Source organism: Rhizobium subbaraonis (assembly GCF_900220975.1).
Classification (GTDB): domain Bacteria; phylum Pseudomonadota; class Alphaproteobacteria; order Rhizobiales; family Rhizobiaceae; genus Mycoplana; species Mycoplana subbaraonis.
Window position 1 is genome coordinate 187418 of sequence record NZ_OBQD01000012.1, and the last position, 16165, is coordinate 203582.

A 16165-nucleotide genomic window follows, 5' to 3' on the forward strand; every position below is an offset into this window, starting at 1 on the left:
CAATGGCGCGCACCGGCAGACTGGACACGGGGGAGACCGCGCCCTAACTGAGCGCCATGAACAGCAAAGCCTTGACCTACCTCTCCTTTCTCGTGCTCGTCGTCGGCGGCGGCCTGCTCATCGGCCTCTTCAACCTGCCTGACGCCTGGTATCGATCCCTGGCAAAGCCCGCCTTCAATCCACCGGACTGGGTCTTTGGGCCGGTCTGGACGCTGCTCTATGCGATGATTGCCGTCGCGGGTGCGCGTACCTTCATCGGTTTCCGTAAGACCTCGGCCATGCGGATATGGTGGGCCGCGCTCGCCTTGAACTTCGCCTGGTCGCCACTGTTCTTCGGCCTCCGCGAGCCCGCGCTGGCGCTCATCGTCGTCATCGGGCTTGTGGTGAGCGTCCTGCTCTACATTCTGTCCAGCTGGAAGCAGGATCGGCCTTCGGCCCTTCTGTTCCTTCCCTATCTCGCCTGGACGTCGTTTGCAGCCGTCCTCAACGGCGCGATCGTGGCGCTCAATTGACGTCTTGCAGCGCGCGGGCGCGCGTGCGAGGGTTTCGACCGAAAACGGGCGCGGACTTTTGCGACAAGCCCGCTGAAGCAAGACGAGCCTCATGACAGACCTTCCGCCGGCGGATTTCCGCGAACGCATCACCAGAAGCTTCGGGCGTCAGCGCGCCATGGGGCTGATCGGGGCGCAACTGACCCGCGTCGAGCACGGAACGGTGGAGATCGAACTGCCGTTCGACGAAAAGCTGACCCAGCAGCACGGTTTCCTGCATGCCGGCGTCATCTCCGCCGCCCTCGATTCCGCCTGCGGCTACGCCGCCTACACTGTGATCGACGCCGACGCCTCGATCCTGACGATCGAGTTCAAGGTCAACCTGATGTCTCCGGGGCGCGGCGACTGGTTCCTGTTTCGCGGCGAGGTGACGAAGCCCGGCTCGAATATCATCGTTGCCGACGGACGGGCCTATTCCATCACCGACGGACCGGCGAAGCTGATCGCCTCGATGACCGGCACCATGATGGTGGTGCGCGGACGCCAGGATGTCGCGGGATGAGCTACGAACTGAAACAAGTCGCAGACAAGAGCCTGCTCTACGTGATGGCCGTCGATGCGGAATACGGCGAGCACCTCAGAAGCCGGATATCGCCGCTGATGACGGGCGTCGGCCCGGTCGAGGCCGCCGTGCAACTGACCTGCGCGCTTGCGCATCTGCAGGCGCGCGACAGCCTGCCGGACCTCGTCGTCTCGCTCGGTTCGGCGGGTTCGGCGACGCTGGAGCAGGCCGGGATCTATCAGGCGACGAGCGTGTCCTATCGCGACATGGACGCCTCCCCGCTCGGCTTTGCCAAGGGTGCGACGCCTTTTCTCGATCTGCCGATCGCCGTACCGCTGGCGCTGCGTGTGCCCGGCATCGCCGAAGCGCGGCTTTCGACGGGAGCAAACATCGTTTCTGGCGCTGCCTATCAGGCGATCGATGCCGACATGGTGGATATGGAGACCTTTGCGATCCTGCGCGCCTGCAACGCCTTCGAGGTTCCGCTCATCGGCTTGCGGGGAATTTCCGACGGAAAAGCGGAACTGAAGCATGTCGGCGACTGGACGGAATACCTGCATGTCGTCGACGAAAAGCTGGCGGATGCGGTCGGGCGGCTGGAGCAGGCGATCGCCGACGGCACGATCGCGCTCTGAGCCCGGAATCTGCCGCGATCCCCGTTGCGCAGTGCGGCAAATTTCATTAAAGGCTCGCCATGACCCAGACAGCTCATCCCGACAGCGTTCTCATCATCGATTTCGGCAGCCAGGTGACGCAGCTCATCGGCCGGCGCGTGCGCGAAGCAGGCGTCTATTGCGAGATCATCCCGTTTCAGTCGGCCGAAGAGGCCTTCCACCGGATGAAGCCGAAGGCGATCATCTTCTCCGGCGGTCCGGCATCGGTTCTGGACCAGGGCAGCCCGCGCGCGCCGCAGGTGGCTTTCGATTCCGGCCTGCCGATCCTCGCCATCTGCTACGGGCAGCAGACACTGGCGACCCAGCTGGGCGGCAAGGTCGAGGGCGGCCACGCCCGCGAATTCGGCCGCGCCGACGTCGAGATCCTGAAGGACAGCCCGCTGTTCGAAGGCTTCTGGGAAGTCGGCAAGAAGTATCCGGTCTGGATGAGCCATGGCGACCGCGTCACCGTGGCGCCCGAAGGCTTCGAGATCATCGGCACCTCCGAGAACGCCCCCTTCGCCATCTGCGTCAACGAGGCGAAGCGCTACTACACCACGATGTTCCACCCGGAAGTGGTGCACACGCCTGACGGCGCCAAGCTCCTGTCCAACTTCGTGCACAAGATCGCCGGCATCAAGGGCGACTGGTCGATGTCCGCTTATCGCGCCCGCGCAGTGGAAGCCATCCGCGAGCAGGTCGGCGACAAGCGCGTCATCTGCGCGCTGTCGGGCGGCGTCGACAGCTCCGTCGCGGCGCTCCTGATCCATGAAGCGGTCGGCGAGCAACTGACCTGCATCCTCGTCGACCACGGCCTGATGCGCAAGAACGAGGCGGCCGATGTCGTTGCCATGTTCCGCGAGCACTACAACCTGCACCTGATCCACGTCGATGCGGTCGATCGCTTCGTCGGCGAGCTGGAGGGCGTTTCCGACCCGGAAACCAAGCGCAAGATCATTGGTCGCCTCTTCATCGAAGTGTTCGAAGACGAGGCCAAGAAGCTCGGCGGTGCGGAGTTCCTAGCCCAGGGCACGCTCTATCCCGACGTCATCGAAAGTGTCTCCTTCACCGGCGGGCCTTCTGTGACCATCAAGTCGCATCACAATGTCGGCGGTCTGCCCGAGCGCATGAACATGCAGCTCGTCGAACCGCTGCGAGAGCTGTTCAAGGACGAGGTGCGCGTGCTCGGCCGCGAGCTCGGCCTGCCGGAGAGCTTCATCGGCCGCCACCCCTTCCCGGGTCCAGGACTTGCCATCCGCTGCCCGGGCGGCATCACCCGCGACAAGCTGGAGATTCTCCGCGAAGCCGACGCCATCTATCTCGACGAGATCCGCAAGGCCGGCCTCTATGACAAGATCTGGCAGGCGTTCGCCGTGCTGCTGCCGGTCCAGACGGTCGGCGTCATGGGCGACGGGCGCACCTACGAGTTCGTCTGCGCGCTGCGCGCCGTGACCTCGGTGGACGGCATGACCGCCGACTTCTACCACTACGACATGAATTTCCTCGGCCGTGCGGCGACCCGCATCATCAACGAGGTCCGCGGCATCAACCGCGTCGTCTACGACGTGACCAGCAAGCCGCCGGGCACGATCGAGTGGGAATAATTTTTGCCCCTCCGAGCGTATCCGAAATTGCGCTATAATACGACATAAGACAATGAAAAAGCTGAAAAAATCTCTCCGAGACTTTCAGCATCTATCGCCGGGTTAGCCTCCCGTTTGACGGTATGGCCGGCGGTATGGCGCGTCTTGTCTCAACCGAAAAACGCATATACCGTCAGGGGCAAGAGAGCTTCTGACGGTATATTTTTTGGCCTAAGCAACTGTAAGTGCTAAATAAAATCCTGTCAGGTGGCGCAATTTTGGCCTGACGGTATAATTGGTTGCTCTCCTGCATTTTTTGACCGGTCTGGAGGGTGCAGATGCTGACCGACACCGCTATCAAGGCACTGAAACCAAAAGATAAATTATACAAGGTTGTGGATCGTGACGGTATGTACGTCGTGGTCCAACCTTCGGGTTCAATCGTGTTCCGCTTGGACTACCGGCTCAACGGCCGTCGGGAGACCTTGACGTTGGGTCGTTATGGCCCGGCGGGTCTGTCTCTGGCCCGGGCGCGTGAGAAGCTGATTGATGCCAAGCGCGCCATTTCCGAGGGTCGCTCGCCGGCGCAGGAAAAGCAGCGCGAGAAGCGGAGGATCAAGGAAGCCAAGAGCTTCGGCCAGTTCGGTGAACGCTGGCTTCAGGAAGCGAGGATGGCGGACAGTACACGCGCGATGCGGCGGTCGATCTTCGAGCGCGACATCCTCCCGGCGTTTCGCAATCGACTGCTAACCGAGATCCTGCCAGAGGATCTGCGCGGGTTGTGCGCGAAGGTAAAGGAACGCGGGGCGCCGGCAACAGCGGTCCACGTCAGAGACATTGTGAAGTTGGTTTTCGCCTTCGCCATCCTGCACGGGGAGAAGGTCGCCAACCCGGCCGACGAGGTTGGCCCATCGTCGATCGCGACCTTCGTGCCGAAGGACAGGTCGCTATCTCCTGCGGAGATCCGCATCATGCTCGGACAGCTTGAGCATGTCCCGACGCTGCCGACGATCCGTCTCGGGATAAAGCTGATTCTGCTCTCGATGGTGCGAAAGAGCGAATTGCAGGATGCAGTCTGGGACGAGGTCGATTTTGAGAACGCCGTCTGGTCGATCCCCAAGGAGCGAATGAAGCGCTCGAAGGCGCACAACGTCTATCTATCGCAGCAAATGCTCGACATCTTCATCGCTCTCAAGACCTGCGCCGGTAACTCGAAATACGTCCTGCCGTCGCGCTACGATGCTGACGCGCCGATGTCGCGGGCCACGTTCAATCGGGTCACGACGGCGGTGGTGGTGCGGGCCAAGAAGGAAGGAATGCCGCTGGAGTCCTTTACGGTTCACGATCTCCGACGCACCGGCTCGACTCTGCTGAACGAACTGGGCTTCAACAGCGACTGGATCGAGAAGTGCTTGGCGCACGAGGATGGCCGATCCTCACGGGGCATCTACAACAAGGCGGAATATGAGCATCAGCGCCGGCACATGATTCAGGAATGGTCCAACATCGTGGACGCTTGGGTCGTGGGGGAGAAATACACGCCTACCCTTTATCCGCCGACAATGGACCTGCTTACGCCCGAGCCGGATGTTTGATGGGGCGGGTCTTGCGAAGCTGGACATCGGGCATGGGTGCGCGTTTCACGGTTTTCGCGCGCGAGGCGCGGCGGCGCTCCTCGAGCCAGGCTTCTACTTCGGCGAGGTCCCAGACCACGCAGCGAGACGTAAGATAGAAGCGCTGCGGAAATTCACCGCGCTGCTCCATGTCGTAGATGGTCGTGTCGGCCAACGGGACGATTTGCCGAAGCTCATGGCGCCGGATGGTCCGTGTCACGGCGAGAGGTTCTTGTGATTTCATCAGAGGACTCCGTCAGCCATTGGGTTCGACGGATAGAAGTCGATAGACGACGTTGAAAGAAAGCCCGGATTGAGGGGCGTAGAACAGTATCGCGCTCTGGCGTGCATATCGGATAAGGCGCGGCCATCGCCGCGCCCAGCCAGACCTCCAATCGGTTCATTTGGATGATCGTCGATACCGGCCCTTCCGGCGTGAGCCGACGTAGCATATGAGACCAGCCACCTTGAGCGCGGCGATGTCCCGACGCGCGGTTTTCAGGCTAACCGCCCACATTGCCACAATATCCCGTGCGTCACTTCGACCTGCCGCGACTCGGTCGAGAAACCAGTGCTGCCGCTCGTTGAGTTCGGCCCGATCAGGGACATTTATAGGGTCGCGTTCAGGGACACGTTCAGGGACATTTTTCCGCGCGCCCGTTGCCGATCGTCCCCCTGCGGCTTCCCCGGCGGCATAGGCTTCGCGCGCTCTGACCAGGGAAATGCGATCCACTGGCCCGGTCAGCGGGATGGCTGCCGGCCCATCAATCAGGCCGAGAACGAAGGCCCTGATGACTGGGGACGAGACCACCAGCCGCAGGAAATAGACGCTGTCCGGCCCGTGCTGGCCTGAGAGCCAGTGCTTGACGGTTCGCTCGCTTGCGTCCGTCTGGCGCATGAGCTGCTTAATCGCGCGGCGACTGTCGCCATGCTCTTTGCGTAGCAGCTCAGCGATGGTCCGCGCATAGACTTCGCGTCCGCCAAGAACGCCTGTCCATAGGGGTAATTTCCTGCCCGTTTTCGGCAACATCTTCCGTTTTCTCCGCAGCTAAACTGTTCCAGTGCGGAGTGACGGCAGAGGCCCGTCATGCGCTGCGGCGGTAGGTCGCCCGGACCGCCGCAGGCAAGTTCGTGAGGCGTAATGTGATGAGCCGGAGAGACTACGATAATGATCGGTCAGAGCAGCCCGAACGTCCTCTTCGGGCTGCCGAATACGTCCGCATGTCGACGGATCATCAGAAGTATTCGACGGAAAACCAATCCGACGCGATCAAGCACTATGCCGAGGCGCGCGGAATCGAGATCGTCTGTACCTACGCCGACGAAGGAAAGAGCGGGCTCAGCGTCGATGGTCGTGATGCGTTCAAGCGGCTGATCGCGGACGTCGTGGAAGGCCGCGCCGACTTTGAGATGATTCTCGTCTACGACGTGAGCCGCTGGGGGCGCTTCCAGGACACCGACGAAAGCGCCTACTACGAATATATCTGCAAGCGCGCCGGCGTTCGTGTCCAATACTGCGCCGAACAGTTCGAGAATGACGGAAGCCCGATCGCGGCCATCATCAAGGGCGTGAAGAGCGCCATGGCCGGGGAATATAGCCGTGAGCTTTCCGTCAAGGTTTTCGCCGGCCAGGGGCGCCTGATCGAGAAAGGGTATCGTCAGGGAGGCCCGGCGGGTTTTGGACTACGGCGAACGCTCATCGATGAGCACGGCGCTATCAAGGGGTGTCTTGAACGCGGCGAGCAGAAGAGTCTCCAGACTGACCGCGTGATTCTGACACTCGGCCCGGCCGAGGAAGTCGATCTGGTTCGCGAAATCTACCGGGCGTTCTGGACTTGTAACGGTTTTGCGCCGGTCACCTATCTCATTATGCCACCTTGGCCTCAAATGCGAGCGGGCTGATGCCCCCCAGGTATGAATGGCGCCGCCGGGAATTGTAGAAGCCGTTGATGTACTGGAAGATGGCAGCTTCAGCTTGCCGCCGGGTTGGCCAGCGCCGCCGCCAGATCATTTCTGCCTTCAGGGATTTAAAGAAGGTCTCGACGGCGGAGTTGTCGTAGCAATTACCCTTGCCGCTCATTGATGGATGCAGGCCATAGGCCTGCAGCTTCTTTTGATAGGCGTAGGAGCAATATTGGCTACCGCGATCGGAGTGGAAAATGCAGCCCTCAGGCGGCTGACGCAGCCGCACCGCCATATCCAGCGCCCTGATCGCCAGATCCTTCTTCATTCTGTCGCTGACAGCCCAGCCAACGACCCGGCGGCTATGCAGGTCGAGAATAACGGCGAGGTAGAGCCAGCCTTCCGACGTCCAGACATAGGTGATGTCGCCCGCCCATTTACGGTTGGGGGCGTCGGCGGCAAAATCGCCGTCCAGCCAATTTGCCGCGACACCAAAGCGATGATGGCTGTCTGTCGTAACCTTGTGCCTGCGTGTGCGAACGGGTTTGATCCCGTTGATCCGCATCAACCGCCCGACGCGGCGTTCGCCGACGTTGAGCCCAGCTTCCTTCAACTCCATCGTCATTCTCGGGCGACCGTAGCTGCCAAGGCTCAGGCTATATTGCTCCCGGATATGCGCCAGCACCTTCATGTCCGTCCGCTCCCGGCGACTGATCGGACGCGAACGCCAGGACCGATAGCCACGTTCGCTGACGTGCAAGACACGGCACATCAACTCCACCGGCCAACGATGCCGCCAGCTGTGCACAAAGGCGAACCTCACGGCCTTTGGCTCGCGAAGAACTGAGTGGCCTTTTTTAGGACTTCCCTCTCCTCCCGGAGCACACGGTTCTCAAGGCGAAGCCGTTCATTCTCTCGCGCCAGATCTGCCTGCGGCGCTGCCACAAGGTCAGACGGACGATAATGCGAAACCCATTTGTTCAGCGTCGACTTGCCGACCCCCAGATCCGATGCGACCCGTTCGCGCGGCAACCCGCTTGTCAGCGCAATACGCACCGCCTCCTGCTTGAACTCTTCACTATGCTTGATCATCTCGTCGGTCTCCTTGAACGAGCCTTAAACTCTCAAGTGACCGGCACAAAACCGTTACAAGTCCAATCTGTTCCCCCGCATTGACATGCTCTCCGAAAAGCTGCGGCTAGGAGAGGAGAATGCGCTCGCGCTCGATGCCTACCGCTTCGACGACCTTGAGCTTCTCTATGACATCGCCGCGCCTGTTCCTTTTGGGGAGGCCGCCTGATGCCTGCTGTTCGACCGAACAAGATCGAAATGATCCCTATCTCCCGGATCACGGTTCTGAACCCTCGCGCACGCAACAAGCGCCAGCATCGGGAGATCGTGAACAACATCGAAGCCATCGGCTTGAAGAGGCCGATCACGGTGAGCCGCCGCGATGGCGCAGGCGGGCCGAGATATGATCTCGTCTGTGGTGAGGGCCGGTTGGAAGCCTTCCAGATGCTTGGTCAGACCGAGATTCCGGCCGTGGTGATCGAGGCCAGCGAAAGCGAGTGCCTCGTCATGAGCCTGGTCGAGAATATCGCCCGGCGCACGCCGCGGCCCATCGATCTCATGAAGGAGATCGGCGCGCTACGATCTCGCGGTTACAATGACGCTGCCATCGCGGAGAAGATCGGTGTCGGGGCATCCTGGGTGAACATGATCGCGTCGCTACTCGAGCGTGGCGAGGAACGGCTGGTGTCCGCCGTAGAAACCGGGCTCATTCCGATCACCTTGGCAATGGAGATTTCCAAAGCCGAAACGGAAGAGGCGCAGAACCTGCTCCTCGACGCCTACGAGACCGGCAAGCTTCGGGGCAAGAAACTCGCCGCGGTTCGACGTCTGCTGGAAATGCGGATGCGCAGCCAGCGCAAGGGTGGATTGCCTGTCGGGCGGTTGGGCCGAAAGGGCACCGGCGTCCGTCGGATGACGGCCGCCGATCTCATGCAGGTCTATCAGCGGGAGGCGGAAAAGCAGCGTCTGCTGGTCAAAAAGTCGGACTTCACCCAGACCCGGCTGCTGTTCGTCGTCGAGGCGCTGAAGGATCTGCTCGGCAATGACGGCTTCATCAATCTGTTGAGGGCGGAGGGGCTGGCGACCATGCCACGCGCGCTCAAGGCCCGTGTGTCGGGAGACGATCATGACTGAAGAACCGAAGGATCGGGATGACGGTCGTATCCATTTTGGCTTCGACCGCGATTTTCTGACGATCCCCGTCGCGGCGATCGTTCCGCTGAAGACGTTGCCGCCCGGCGCCAGGGAGAGCCGATCCTATTCGCAGGTGCTGAGTTCGATCAAAGCGATCGGTCTGATCGAAGCGCCCGTCGTCATGGCAGACGAAAAGAATGTCGGAACCTGGTTTCTCCTCGATGGTCATCTGCGGCTTGAGGCGCTGAAGGAACTCGGCATCTCCGAGGTCGAGTGCCTGCTTGCGGCTGACGACGACACCTACACCTACAACAAGCGCGTCAATCGCATCCCGCCGATCCAGGAGCATCGGATGATCGTGCGGGCAATGGACCGGGGCGTGTCATCGACCGACATCGCCGCAGCCTTGAACCTTCAGGTCGAGTCTGTGCTGCGGCGTTTCCGGCTTCTGGAAGGGATCAGCCCCGAGGCGGCCGAGATGTTGAAGGATACGCCCTGCTCGATGAAGGTGTTCGACATCCTGCGCCAGATGACGTCGGTCAGGCAGATCGAAGCCGCAGACCTGATGATCGGTCAGAACAACTTCACGGTCATGTTTGCACGCGCGCTGCGTGCGGCGACGTCCGAGAACCAACTCGCCGCCGCCCGCAAAGGAAAAGGGGGAGGCAAGCCAACGCCCTCGGGCCAGCAGATCGCCCGCATGGAACGCGAGTTGGCCGCGCTCCAGACCCAGGTGAAGTCTGTCGAGGAAACCTACGGCATCGACAATCTGCATCTGACCGTCGCCCGCGGCTATGTCGCCAAGCTACTGGCGAACAACCGGGTGGTTCGCTGGCTGGCGACCCATCAACAGGACTATCTCGGCGAGTTTCAGAAGATCGCCGAGATCGACACGCTCGGCCCGATCGCGGAAACGCCGGGCGCCTGAGTCAGATATGGGGACCCGAACCCGATAAGCGCGGGGACCATGGGAGAAGCCGCACCGTGGGGCGGATCAAGCATGGTGGTGGGAATGGCGGCGAACCCGCATGAAGCCCACCAGGCTGGTCCACATATAGCCAGCCGCATGAGGGGGCGCTTGCCCCGCATGAGCAGGACGTGCGTGCCGGACGCGCCGGCCGGCACGCACGTTATTCATCGCGGTGCTTCTGTCGTGAGAATGCCGACAGATCGAGGGTCAATGCTTGCAGCGACCGCGTCGTTTCCACGTCGTGATGGGTCAGGAGATCAACAAGATCCTCCTGGTCCGGCTGCCCCAAAGCAAGGCGATAGAGCAGCCTCTGCGTCCTCAACTTTGCGAATCGATCAATATCGCGACTTTGGGGAAGCGCGAACAAATGTCGCTTCAGTTCCGCACCTTTCATCGCCCACCAGGGGCTGAGGCCGGTTTTGTCGTCCGCGAACGCCTTGTCGGCGTCGCGCGCGATAATATCCCACGGCGACGATGCTTGGCCGCGTGCCTGCGCCAACGCTTGCTCGCCTAGTTTTCGGGCGAGCGGTTGTCGGACAGTCAGTCCGCCGAAGCGCTGGACGCGACCTTCTCGTTGCTCCAGGTCAACCGGGCTGGAACAAAGATCCCAGTGGCCCAGCCGGTCGCACCAGCTATGGAAGTCGAGGCCTTCCTGTCCGACAGAGGTCGTTGCCAGGACATGGGGCCAGAACGGCGTATTGAACGCGCTGCGGATTTCCTCAGAGCGCGCCGGTGGCGGTTCATTGACGTCATGATCCTGCCGATGCGTCTCTGTCTCAGTGCCCCCAAACGGCACCGCAGCGTGACAACGGATACGGATCTTGTCCTTTTTCTTCGCGCCCTTGAACCCGAAAGTGCCCACGTTCGCTGCGAGCGCCGCCGACAGATCCTCGATCAGTCCATCAGGATTGACCTTGGATTTGCGCAGCCAGAAATGTTCGTCGAGGACGGCTTCCAGGCAGCCATCAACGCACGCACTCTGATATTTCTGCGTGGCGTCGTCACCGGGCAAGATCGACCAGAAAACGGGGCGATCCAGATAGGTGCGCAGCCTCGTCCAGCAGAAGCGCACAAGCCGCGCGAAATGCTGCTCCTGGTAATCGAAAAGCTCAGGAAGGTGGCGATAGAGTGCTCGGCCCGTCACGACGCCAGGGGCGCCGAGAGCCATATCCACCAGAGCGTCCATCTCCCACCGGCTTAGCCAGGTGATCGCCTCGGCCTCTTGGCGCTGCTTGAGCAAGGTTTGAAGTGTTGCATCCTTCGGGGCGACTCGACCCCAGTTCTTCTGGACCGCCGCGAACTCCCGAGCCAGCGGCGCCTTTTGCGCGCGCTCAATGGCCGCGAGGATCGCCCACGCCGGTTTGCGCCGTCGGTTGCTTCGCGCATTCGGAGCCTCCGGCGCGATGGACGGGGGCAGCGCCTGAATGATCTGCTGCCGCGCCCTGGCCCGGATCTGCTTGATCGCAGCCTTGCCCTTCACATCTAGGGGATCGACAGCGCGGATCAGGAAAGGGCTCGGGTGAAACAGGGCGAGCGTGGGGCCTTGGTTCGGCTTCGGGTTCAGGTGGCGTTTCTTCCACGCGGCAGCGTAGGGAAGATTGCTTTTCGCCACGCATTTGCGCTCGACCTCAAGGCTGACAAGGGCTGCCAGGCTTTGCGGTGTGGCCCTGAACCGGCTGAAGATCAGCATCTTGGGCGATTGCGTTACCTTTGCCCATGGCCCGGAAGGCGCCCACCAAGTCAGCGACGGCAACACCCACGGGAGGGCAAGGGCCTCCGTTGGCACAAGGCCGTTGAGGGCACGGAGCTTGGCGCTTCCCCAACCCTCTTTGGGCGGCTTGAAGCAATTGGTGACTCCGAGCCGGGGGACGCTACGCGTGGCCGGAAAATCTATGTCGCGAGAAATCTGGTATCGGTCCCCCAACGCTTGCGCAGGGAGTGGCACTGACAGCCAGTAGGCGATCGCGCTACCTGCGAGCTTGGGCGACACATGGTCGGTGAAATGGCGATAGACGTCGAGATCGTGGGGCTCGATCCTTACGGACGGCGGCGCAGGCTCTCCGGCATGGTCGGAAACCGGACGCTCGGTCCGCGACATGAGTGGAGTGAGAAGCGCCTCGAGATGGTGCTTGAGCGCTTGGGCCTCTTCGATCGCCGCCGTGCGGCTATCGGGCGGCAGGTGGCCGATCAAATGCAACAGATCGCCAAAACGACGAAATTGGGATTCGGCCTCGGCGCGTACAGCCGACCCGCCCAGAAATTCGATAATCTCGAAAAATTCGACATGAGGGGCAGCCCCAGCGCCGCTTTCCCAGCGCTCGGCATAGAAACGGTAGGGCGTGGCGGACAGGAGGAGGATCGGCGGCGGCGTCCCGCCATCTGTTCCCGCCAGCAGTTGACGCGCCAGGGGATTATCGGCACCTGCATTGAGCAGTTCGCGATAGCATTGGAACTCGTCGAAAATTACGAGATCGGGCGGGGCGGAATCCAGAGCGGCTTGAGCGAGCGCCTTCCGCATCCGGCCCAAGCTCTGACCATGTTTGCTCGTATCGATCGCGTGCAGAATGTTTTCGCGGGCCGGCTTGCCAAATTCCGCGCGCAACGCTCGGCCATAGGCCGCCTTGAAGAGGGCGGAGACATTGTCGAATTTGCCCTGAGCCTCCTCGCACGCCCATCGCCAGCCGGACGTTGCGCCATATTCGACATAGCCTTCAGGAAAGGCGGCGGTCAGGCCGGGGTATAGTTCGTCCAACAGGAGCTTGATGAACGCGCGCTCGACTGCCTTTCCGCCGTAAAGGCGCTGCGAGCTGGAGAATGATGTGGTCGGCGTAAAGGCATAAAGCCGCAGCTTTCCCTTGCGCTTTTCCTCGAACGGAATGAGACCGACGCGGTCGATGACGGAGAGTGCGTCCTTGGCTTCGTCCTTCTCGAGGAAGCGCAGCAGTTCGACCTTGTTCTGGTCCGCGACTTTGAGCCCGCTCGTAATATAGTAGACGGTAAACTTGCGCGCTGTGCTCGCCAGCGCCGCAAGTGTGTCTCGGGCGACGACGGTTTTCCCGAGGCCGACTTCGTCCGCGACAAGGAACCGGCGCAGCGGGTTGCCTCCCGACAGGGCGACAGTTGCAGCCCTGACCGTCGCGGCCTGGAAGGGTTTCGATCTTGCGCTCATGAGGCAAGCCGGGTGCGCGCGATGGCCCAGATCTGAGCGAGTTCGTTCAAGTCAGCTCTCTCCGCTTCGCTCAGATTTTCGCCGTGGGCGAGAAGCGCATCCACATAGGGCGCAAAATGGCGATCGACCCGGCCGAAGGCTTTTCGGTCGCGTGCCCAAGCCGTGAGAATATCCTCCAATGTGAGGCGGTCATAACCCAGGCTTTGGGGGCGGTTGCCCCGCGATCCGACATCTTCATCCCATGCACCGCCACCGACCGGAAGCGTGTCGCCGCCGAGCATCGCACGCATCCAGTCATGAAACGCGCGAAGCCCCATGTGGCTGGCCAGCGCGGCTAGATCCCGCTGCTCTTCGAGAGGCGGATCGACGGTGACGCGCTGCATCCATCGTAAAGCGCCGTCTGGGCCGCTTATCCGGACCTGAATGAAGGCAGACTGGAGTGACAACGGGATCGATCCAAGACCGAGGTTGAAGGCATCGGTCGGCCAAGGCAGCAGATCGCCATTTGCAGATCCGGCATGCAGCACATGGTCGGGGTAGGCGAGCGAAGGAACCGCTCGCGCGTCGATAGAGAAGCAATCCCCATCGCGGCGCAGAACCGGATCCCAGGAGGCCATGAGCATCTTGCGCGACTCTTCCAGAGCATCGGCGGCACTTGTGCTGCGCAGGTCCGTGGCGGCGAGTTCCTCTATGGTGACAGGCGTCGCTTTACCGACCAGGAACGCCAGGCCGGAAGCGAACGCTTCGCCCGCCTCGAGTTCGACCATGATTTCCGAGTTGCGCCCCGACCACGCCCTTTCGGTCGCATTGGCGCTCCCGACCCTCAAGATGGTCTTCTCGCCCGAGTGGAAGCAGAAGATCTTTGCATGGAGCGCAAGGGGCGCCGGCTCCACATCATCTTCGGCCACAGGTTCGGTGCCGGGCAGAGCGAGCGTGGACTCGTCAGCAAGCACGTCGGGCGCCGCATAGGCCAGGATTTTCGAGAAATCCGTCAGCGAGGTTCTGGATCGGCTGGCTATTTCGGCGAGAGCCGGCATCGACGAAATCAGCGTCCTGGAACCAGCCGCCCCCCAGTTACCCGCCTTTTTCAGAAAGTCGGGCGACAGGAACGGGCTGATGATCGTTATGCCATCGACCGCGCCGGATGGCGGCCCCGCTGGCAAGGGAACACCTTCATCCAGCCCATTTAGGAGGCCGAGTAGGCGAAAACCGTCTGGCGCATCCCACCAGATCGCCTCCAGTTGCTCCGAGATGTCATCGGCATCCTCGCGCGATGCGCAGCGTGCGAGAGTGCTCCCGAGAGCACCGACGCCAGGGAGCCGAACCCGCCCCTTCGCGCGCTTTTCGCTGCCGTCCAGCAAAACGCCGGCGTCGAGATCCTGAGATCGCGTGAGGTTCCGGCTGCCAATCCAGAGCTTCCAGCGGGTTTCCCCTTTGGGGCAGTTATAGGCAACCAAAGCAATCTTCGGATGCCAGCTACGCTCGTGTTCATCGTAGGGTTGCTCAACGATGAACTGATCGAGGATGCCCGCGATCCGGGGGAGAGCGACCGGGCGCGCGATCCGCCCGCGCTGGATGATGATCTTGACGTGATCGCGCAGCCTGTCGATCGCTTCGGCAAAATCGACGGCCGTTCCACTGCCCTTGTCATTGTTACGACCAATCAGGGCGAGCAACGCCGCGGCGACCGCAGACAGGTCGACCGAGTAGGTCGCGAACAACGCGAGCTTGACCGTCTCCAATCGCCCGGGCCGCAGTTCGTCGAGGTAGGGTTGGCCGTGCCAAGCTTGCCGATCGCTCATGCAACAGCTTCCAGGTCACGCAGGAGCCGTTTCACATTCCCCCAGCGATAATGGAGCGGCTCTGCGCGACCATGGCGCTCGCCTTGCCATTCCATGCGCCGATCGACGCCGAACTGGTTGCTGGCGAGACGCGCGCGATCATCCTTCCTGCTGACCTCCGCCCGCGCATACACGTCGAGCAGCGGCATCGGATCCTTGCTATTTGCCCGAACCCAGGCCGAAGTTTCTTTCAAAACGCCCTCAACCGCAGGCGGGAGGTGCCCGATTTCGGCGAGAAACAGGTCCATATCCAGCCGGGCGGCCAGCCAGCCCCATTGCTCGACTGCGTCTTTCAGCGCGGCGCGGTGCAAATTTGGCTGTGGTCGCTTGTCGCGTGTTTCCTTGAGTGTCTCGACCTGAGCCGCATAAATTGCCCTGCCAATCGCGGACAGCGCCGCCGCCTGGCCGGCCCGCTTCAGCATGGCGGCCTCCTTACCGGCAAGTGCGAGAATTTCGCTGTCCCAGCAGTGATCGGCCTCGCCGAGAGGCTTTCCGACCAGCTTCGACAAGAGCGATGGCTCGCCCGGATCAGTCGGCGAGCGAACGGCGCGCAGCTTGGTTGCGAGATAGATCTGCTCCGGCGGCAAAAGGTCGAGTGTAAGCTTTCCTCCGCCATCCCAGTCGCCGGGGGCATCGATCAACCCCGAGATTGGCCAGGCCACTGTCTCGAAGGGCTTCCCGTCATCGTCATGGAGGGCGCGTTTGCCGGAGGCTGCCAGGAGCTTCGCCATATCCGGGCGGCTCCACGGCCGGCCATCAGGGCGGGCGCTGATCAGTCCCCATTTAGCGAGAGCCGTCCAATAGACATAGGCTGGCGGCTGGCTGATCACGCGGGGGAAGACTTCGCCTCCGATCACGCCATCTTTCTCACCGCCCACCCCATCGATATATTTGAGGCGGCCGGTCAGCTCATGTTCGAGATCGGAGAAGGCTTGGCCAAAGTCCTTGGGGACAGGGCGCTTCGTCCGAAGGCTTTGGTAAAGCCAGGGGATGAGAAGCGCGTAGCGCAGCCGTGTGTGCAGAACCGACGTGCCGGGGAAGAAGTGATCGGCATAGCGCTGGTGGACGATGAGGAATCCGACCTCATCGCGCACCCCCGCTGCGCCGCCGAACATCATCTGCTCAGCCTGGCCCAGCGCCTTGCGCGACAAAAAGGTGAACCCAAAAGATGACACG

The 16165-nt window shown here is 61.8% G+C and carries 14 protein-coding genes and 1 pseudogene; 9 read left to right on the plus strand and 6 right to left on the minus strand.

Features of this window, described 5'->3' with window-relative positions; translation table 11 throughout:
- The first annotated feature begins 56 nt into the window (after positions 1 to 56).
- The 5 genes from CRO48_RS19380 (at position 57) to CRO48_RS19400 (ending at position 4884) form a co-directional block, all read left to right on the plus strand.
- Complete coding sequence (locus CRO48_RS19380) at positions 57 to 512, plus strand: TspO/MBR family protein (RefSeq protein WP_097141515.1); 456 nt, start codon at positions 57 to 59, stop codon at positions 510 to 512.
- A 91-nt stretch (positions 513 to 603) separates the two neighbouring features.
- Positions 604 to 1053 carry a PaaI family thioesterase gene (locus CRO48_RS19385; RefSeq protein ID WP_097141516.1) on the plus strand — a complete coding sequence of 150 codons (450 nt, stop codon included), beginning with the start codon at positions 604 to 606 and terminating at the stop codon, positions 1051 to 1053.
- A complete protein-coding gene (locus CRO48_RS19390; protein ID WP_097141517.1) occupies positions 1050 to 1688 on the plus strand; it encodes a 5'-methylthioadenosine/S-adenosylhomocysteine nucleosidase in 639 nt (212 codons plus the stop codon). The genes CRO48_RS19385 and CRO48_RS19390 overlap by 4 nt, the downstream gene beginning before the upstream one ends.
- Positions 1689 to 1747: 59 nt before the next feature.
- Positions 1748 to 3310 (plus strand): glutamine-hydrolyzing GMP synthase, encoded by a 1563-nt coding sequence (gene guaA, locus CRO48_RS19395; protein ID WP_097141518.1) that lies wholly within the window; start codon positions 1748 to 1750, stop codon positions 3308 to 3310.
- A gap of 317 nt (positions 3311 to 3627) precedes the next feature.
- Entirely contained in the window at positions 3628 to 4884 is a 1257-nt protein-coding gene (locus CRO48_RS19400; protein ID WP_097141519.1) for a tyrosine-type recombinase/integrase, read from the plus strand.
- Here CRO48_RS19400 and CRO48_RS19405 read toward each other — a convergent pair.
- Positions 4862 to 5146 (minus strand): helix-turn-helix transcriptional regulator, encoded by a 285-nt coding sequence (locus CRO48_RS19405; RefSeq protein WP_097141520.1) that lies wholly within the window; start codon positions 5144 to 5146, stop codon positions 4862 to 4864. The two genes, CRO48_RS19400 and CRO48_RS19405, sit on opposite strands and share 23 nt — an antisense overlap.
- A gap of 156 nt (positions 5147 to 5302) precedes the next feature.
- Positions 5303 to 5932, minus strand: a complete 630-nt coding sequence (locus tag CRO48_RS19410; protein WP_082064470.1) for a Fic family protein — start codon at positions 5930 to 5932, stop codon at positions 5303 to 5305.
- A gap of 116 nt (positions 5933 to 6048) precedes the next feature.
- Here CRO48_RS19410 and CRO48_RS19415 point away from each other — a divergent pair.
- Positions 6049 to 6732: pseudogene (locus CRO48_RS19415) on the plus strand (recombinase family protein); the annotation flags it as partial.
- Between the two features lie 37 nt (positions 6733 to 6769).
- Here the strand turns inward: CRO48_RS19415 and CRO48_RS19420 are convergent.
- Positions 6770 to 7896 (minus strand): IS3 family transposase gene (locus CRO48_RS19420; protein ID WP_210202004.1). Its coding sequence is split into 2 segments (ribosomal slippage): positions 6770 to 7665 and positions 7665 to 7896, totalling 1128 coding nucleotides; the frame shifts between segments, so codons are not numbered across the junction.
- Between the two features lie 85 nt (positions 7897 to 7981).
- Here CRO48_RS19420 and CRO48_RS33255 point away from each other — a divergent pair.
- From CRO48_RS33255 to CRO48_RS19435, 3 genes are read left to right on the plus strand one after another with little or no spacing between them, the layout of a single operon-like run.
- Positions 7982 to 8104 carry a hypothetical protein gene (locus tag CRO48_RS33255; RefSeq protein WP_280952677.1) on the plus strand — a complete coding sequence of 41 codons (123 nt, stop codon included), beginning with the start codon at positions 7982 to 7984 and terminating at the stop codon, positions 8102 to 8104.
- Positions 8104 to 9009, plus strand: coding sequence for a plasmid partitioning protein RepB C-terminal domain-containing protein (locus tag CRO48_RS19430; protein ID WP_097141521.1), 906 nt, complete (start codon positions 8104 to 8106; stop codon positions 9007 to 9009). Before CRO48_RS33255 ends, CRO48_RS19430 begins: the two co-directional genes overlap by 1 nt.
- Positions 9002 to 9937, plus strand: coding sequence for a plasmid partitioning protein RepB C-terminal domain-containing protein (locus CRO48_RS19435; protein WP_097141522.1), 936 nt, complete (start codon positions 9002 to 9004; stop codon positions 9935 to 9937). Before CRO48_RS19430 ends, CRO48_RS19435 begins: the two co-directional genes overlap by 8 nt.
- A gap of 202 nt (positions 9938 to 10139) precedes the next feature.
- Here CRO48_RS19435 and CRO48_RS19440 read toward each other — a convergent pair whose 3' ends face one another.
- From CRO48_RS19440 to CRO48_RS19450, 3 genes are read right to left on the minus strand one after another with little or no spacing between them, the layout of a single operon-like run.
- Complete coding sequence (locus CRO48_RS19440; protein ID WP_097141523.1) at positions 10140 to 13148, minus strand: helicase; 3009 nt, start codon at positions 13146 to 13148, stop codon at positions 10140 to 10142.
- Positions 13145 to 14950, minus strand: a complete 1806-nt coding sequence (locus tag CRO48_RS19445; RefSeq protein WP_097141524.1) for a phospholipase D family protein — start codon at positions 14948 to 14950, stop codon at positions 13145 to 13147. The genes CRO48_RS19440 and CRO48_RS19445 overlap by 4 nt, the downstream gene beginning before the upstream one ends.
- The gene (locus CRO48_RS19450; RefSeq protein WP_245423574.1) at positions 14947 to 16140 is read right to left on the minus strand and encodes a DUF6361 family protein; all 1194 of its coding nucleotides are present in this window, start codon (positions 16138 to 16140) and stop codon (positions 14947 to 14949) included. The genes CRO48_RS19445 and CRO48_RS19450 overlap by 4 nt, the downstream gene beginning before the upstream one ends.
- Between the last annotated feature and the right edge of the window lie 25 nt (positions 16141 to 16165).

What these genes read in the sequence shown, in the direction of transcription:
- CRO48_RS19385 (WP_097141516.1), top strand. Translation starts at nt 604, where the DNA reads ATGACAGACCTTCCGCCGGCGGATTTCCGCGAACGCATCACCAGAAGC.
- guaA (WP_097141518.1), top strand. Translation starts at nt 1,748, where the DNA reads ATGACCCAGACAGCTCATCCCGACAGCGTTCTCATCATCGATTTCGGC.
- CRO48_RS19410 (WP_082064470.1), bottom strand. Translation starts at nt 5,932, where the DNA reads ATGTTGCCGAAAACGGGCAGGAAATTACCCCTATGGACAGGCGTTCTT.
- CRO48_RS19405 (WP_097141520.1), bottom strand. Translation starts at nt 5,146, where the DNA reads ATGAAATCACAAGAACCTCTCGCCGTGACACGGACCATCCGGCGCCAT.
- CRO48_RS19380 (WP_097141515.1), top strand. Translation starts at nt 57, where the DNA reads ATGAACAGCAAAGCCTTGACCTACCTCTCCTTTCTCGTGCTCGTCGTC.
- CRO48_RS19435 (WP_097141522.1), top strand. Translation starts at nt 9,002, where the DNA reads ATGACTGAAGAACCGAAGGATCGGGATGACGGTCGTATCCATTTTGGC.
- CRO48_RS19390 (WP_097141517.1), top strand. Translation starts at nt 1,050, where the DNA reads ATGAGCTACGAACTGAAACAAGTCGCAGACAAGAGCCTGCTCTACGTG.
- CRO48_RS19445 (WP_097141524.1), bottom strand. Translation starts at nt 14,950, where the DNA reads ATGAGCGATCGGCAAGCTTGGCACGGCCAACCCTACCTCGACGAACTG.
- CRO48_RS33255 (WP_280952677.1), top strand. Translation starts at nt 7,982, where the DNA reads ATGCTCTCCGAAAAGCTGCGGCTAGGAGAGGAGAATGCGCTCGCGCTC.
- CRO48_RS19430 (WP_097141521.1), top strand. Translation starts at nt 8,104, where the DNA reads ATGCCTGCTGTTCGACCGAACAAGATCGAAATGATCCCTATCTCCCGG.
- CRO48_RS19400 (WP_097141519.1), top strand. Translation starts at nt 3,628, where the DNA reads ATGCTGACCGACACCGCTATCAAGGCACTGAAACCAAAAGATAAATTA.
- CRO48_RS19440 (WP_097141523.1), bottom strand. Translation starts at nt 13,148, where the DNA reads ATGAGCGCAAGATCGAAACCCTTCCAGGCCGCGACGGTCAGGGCTGCA.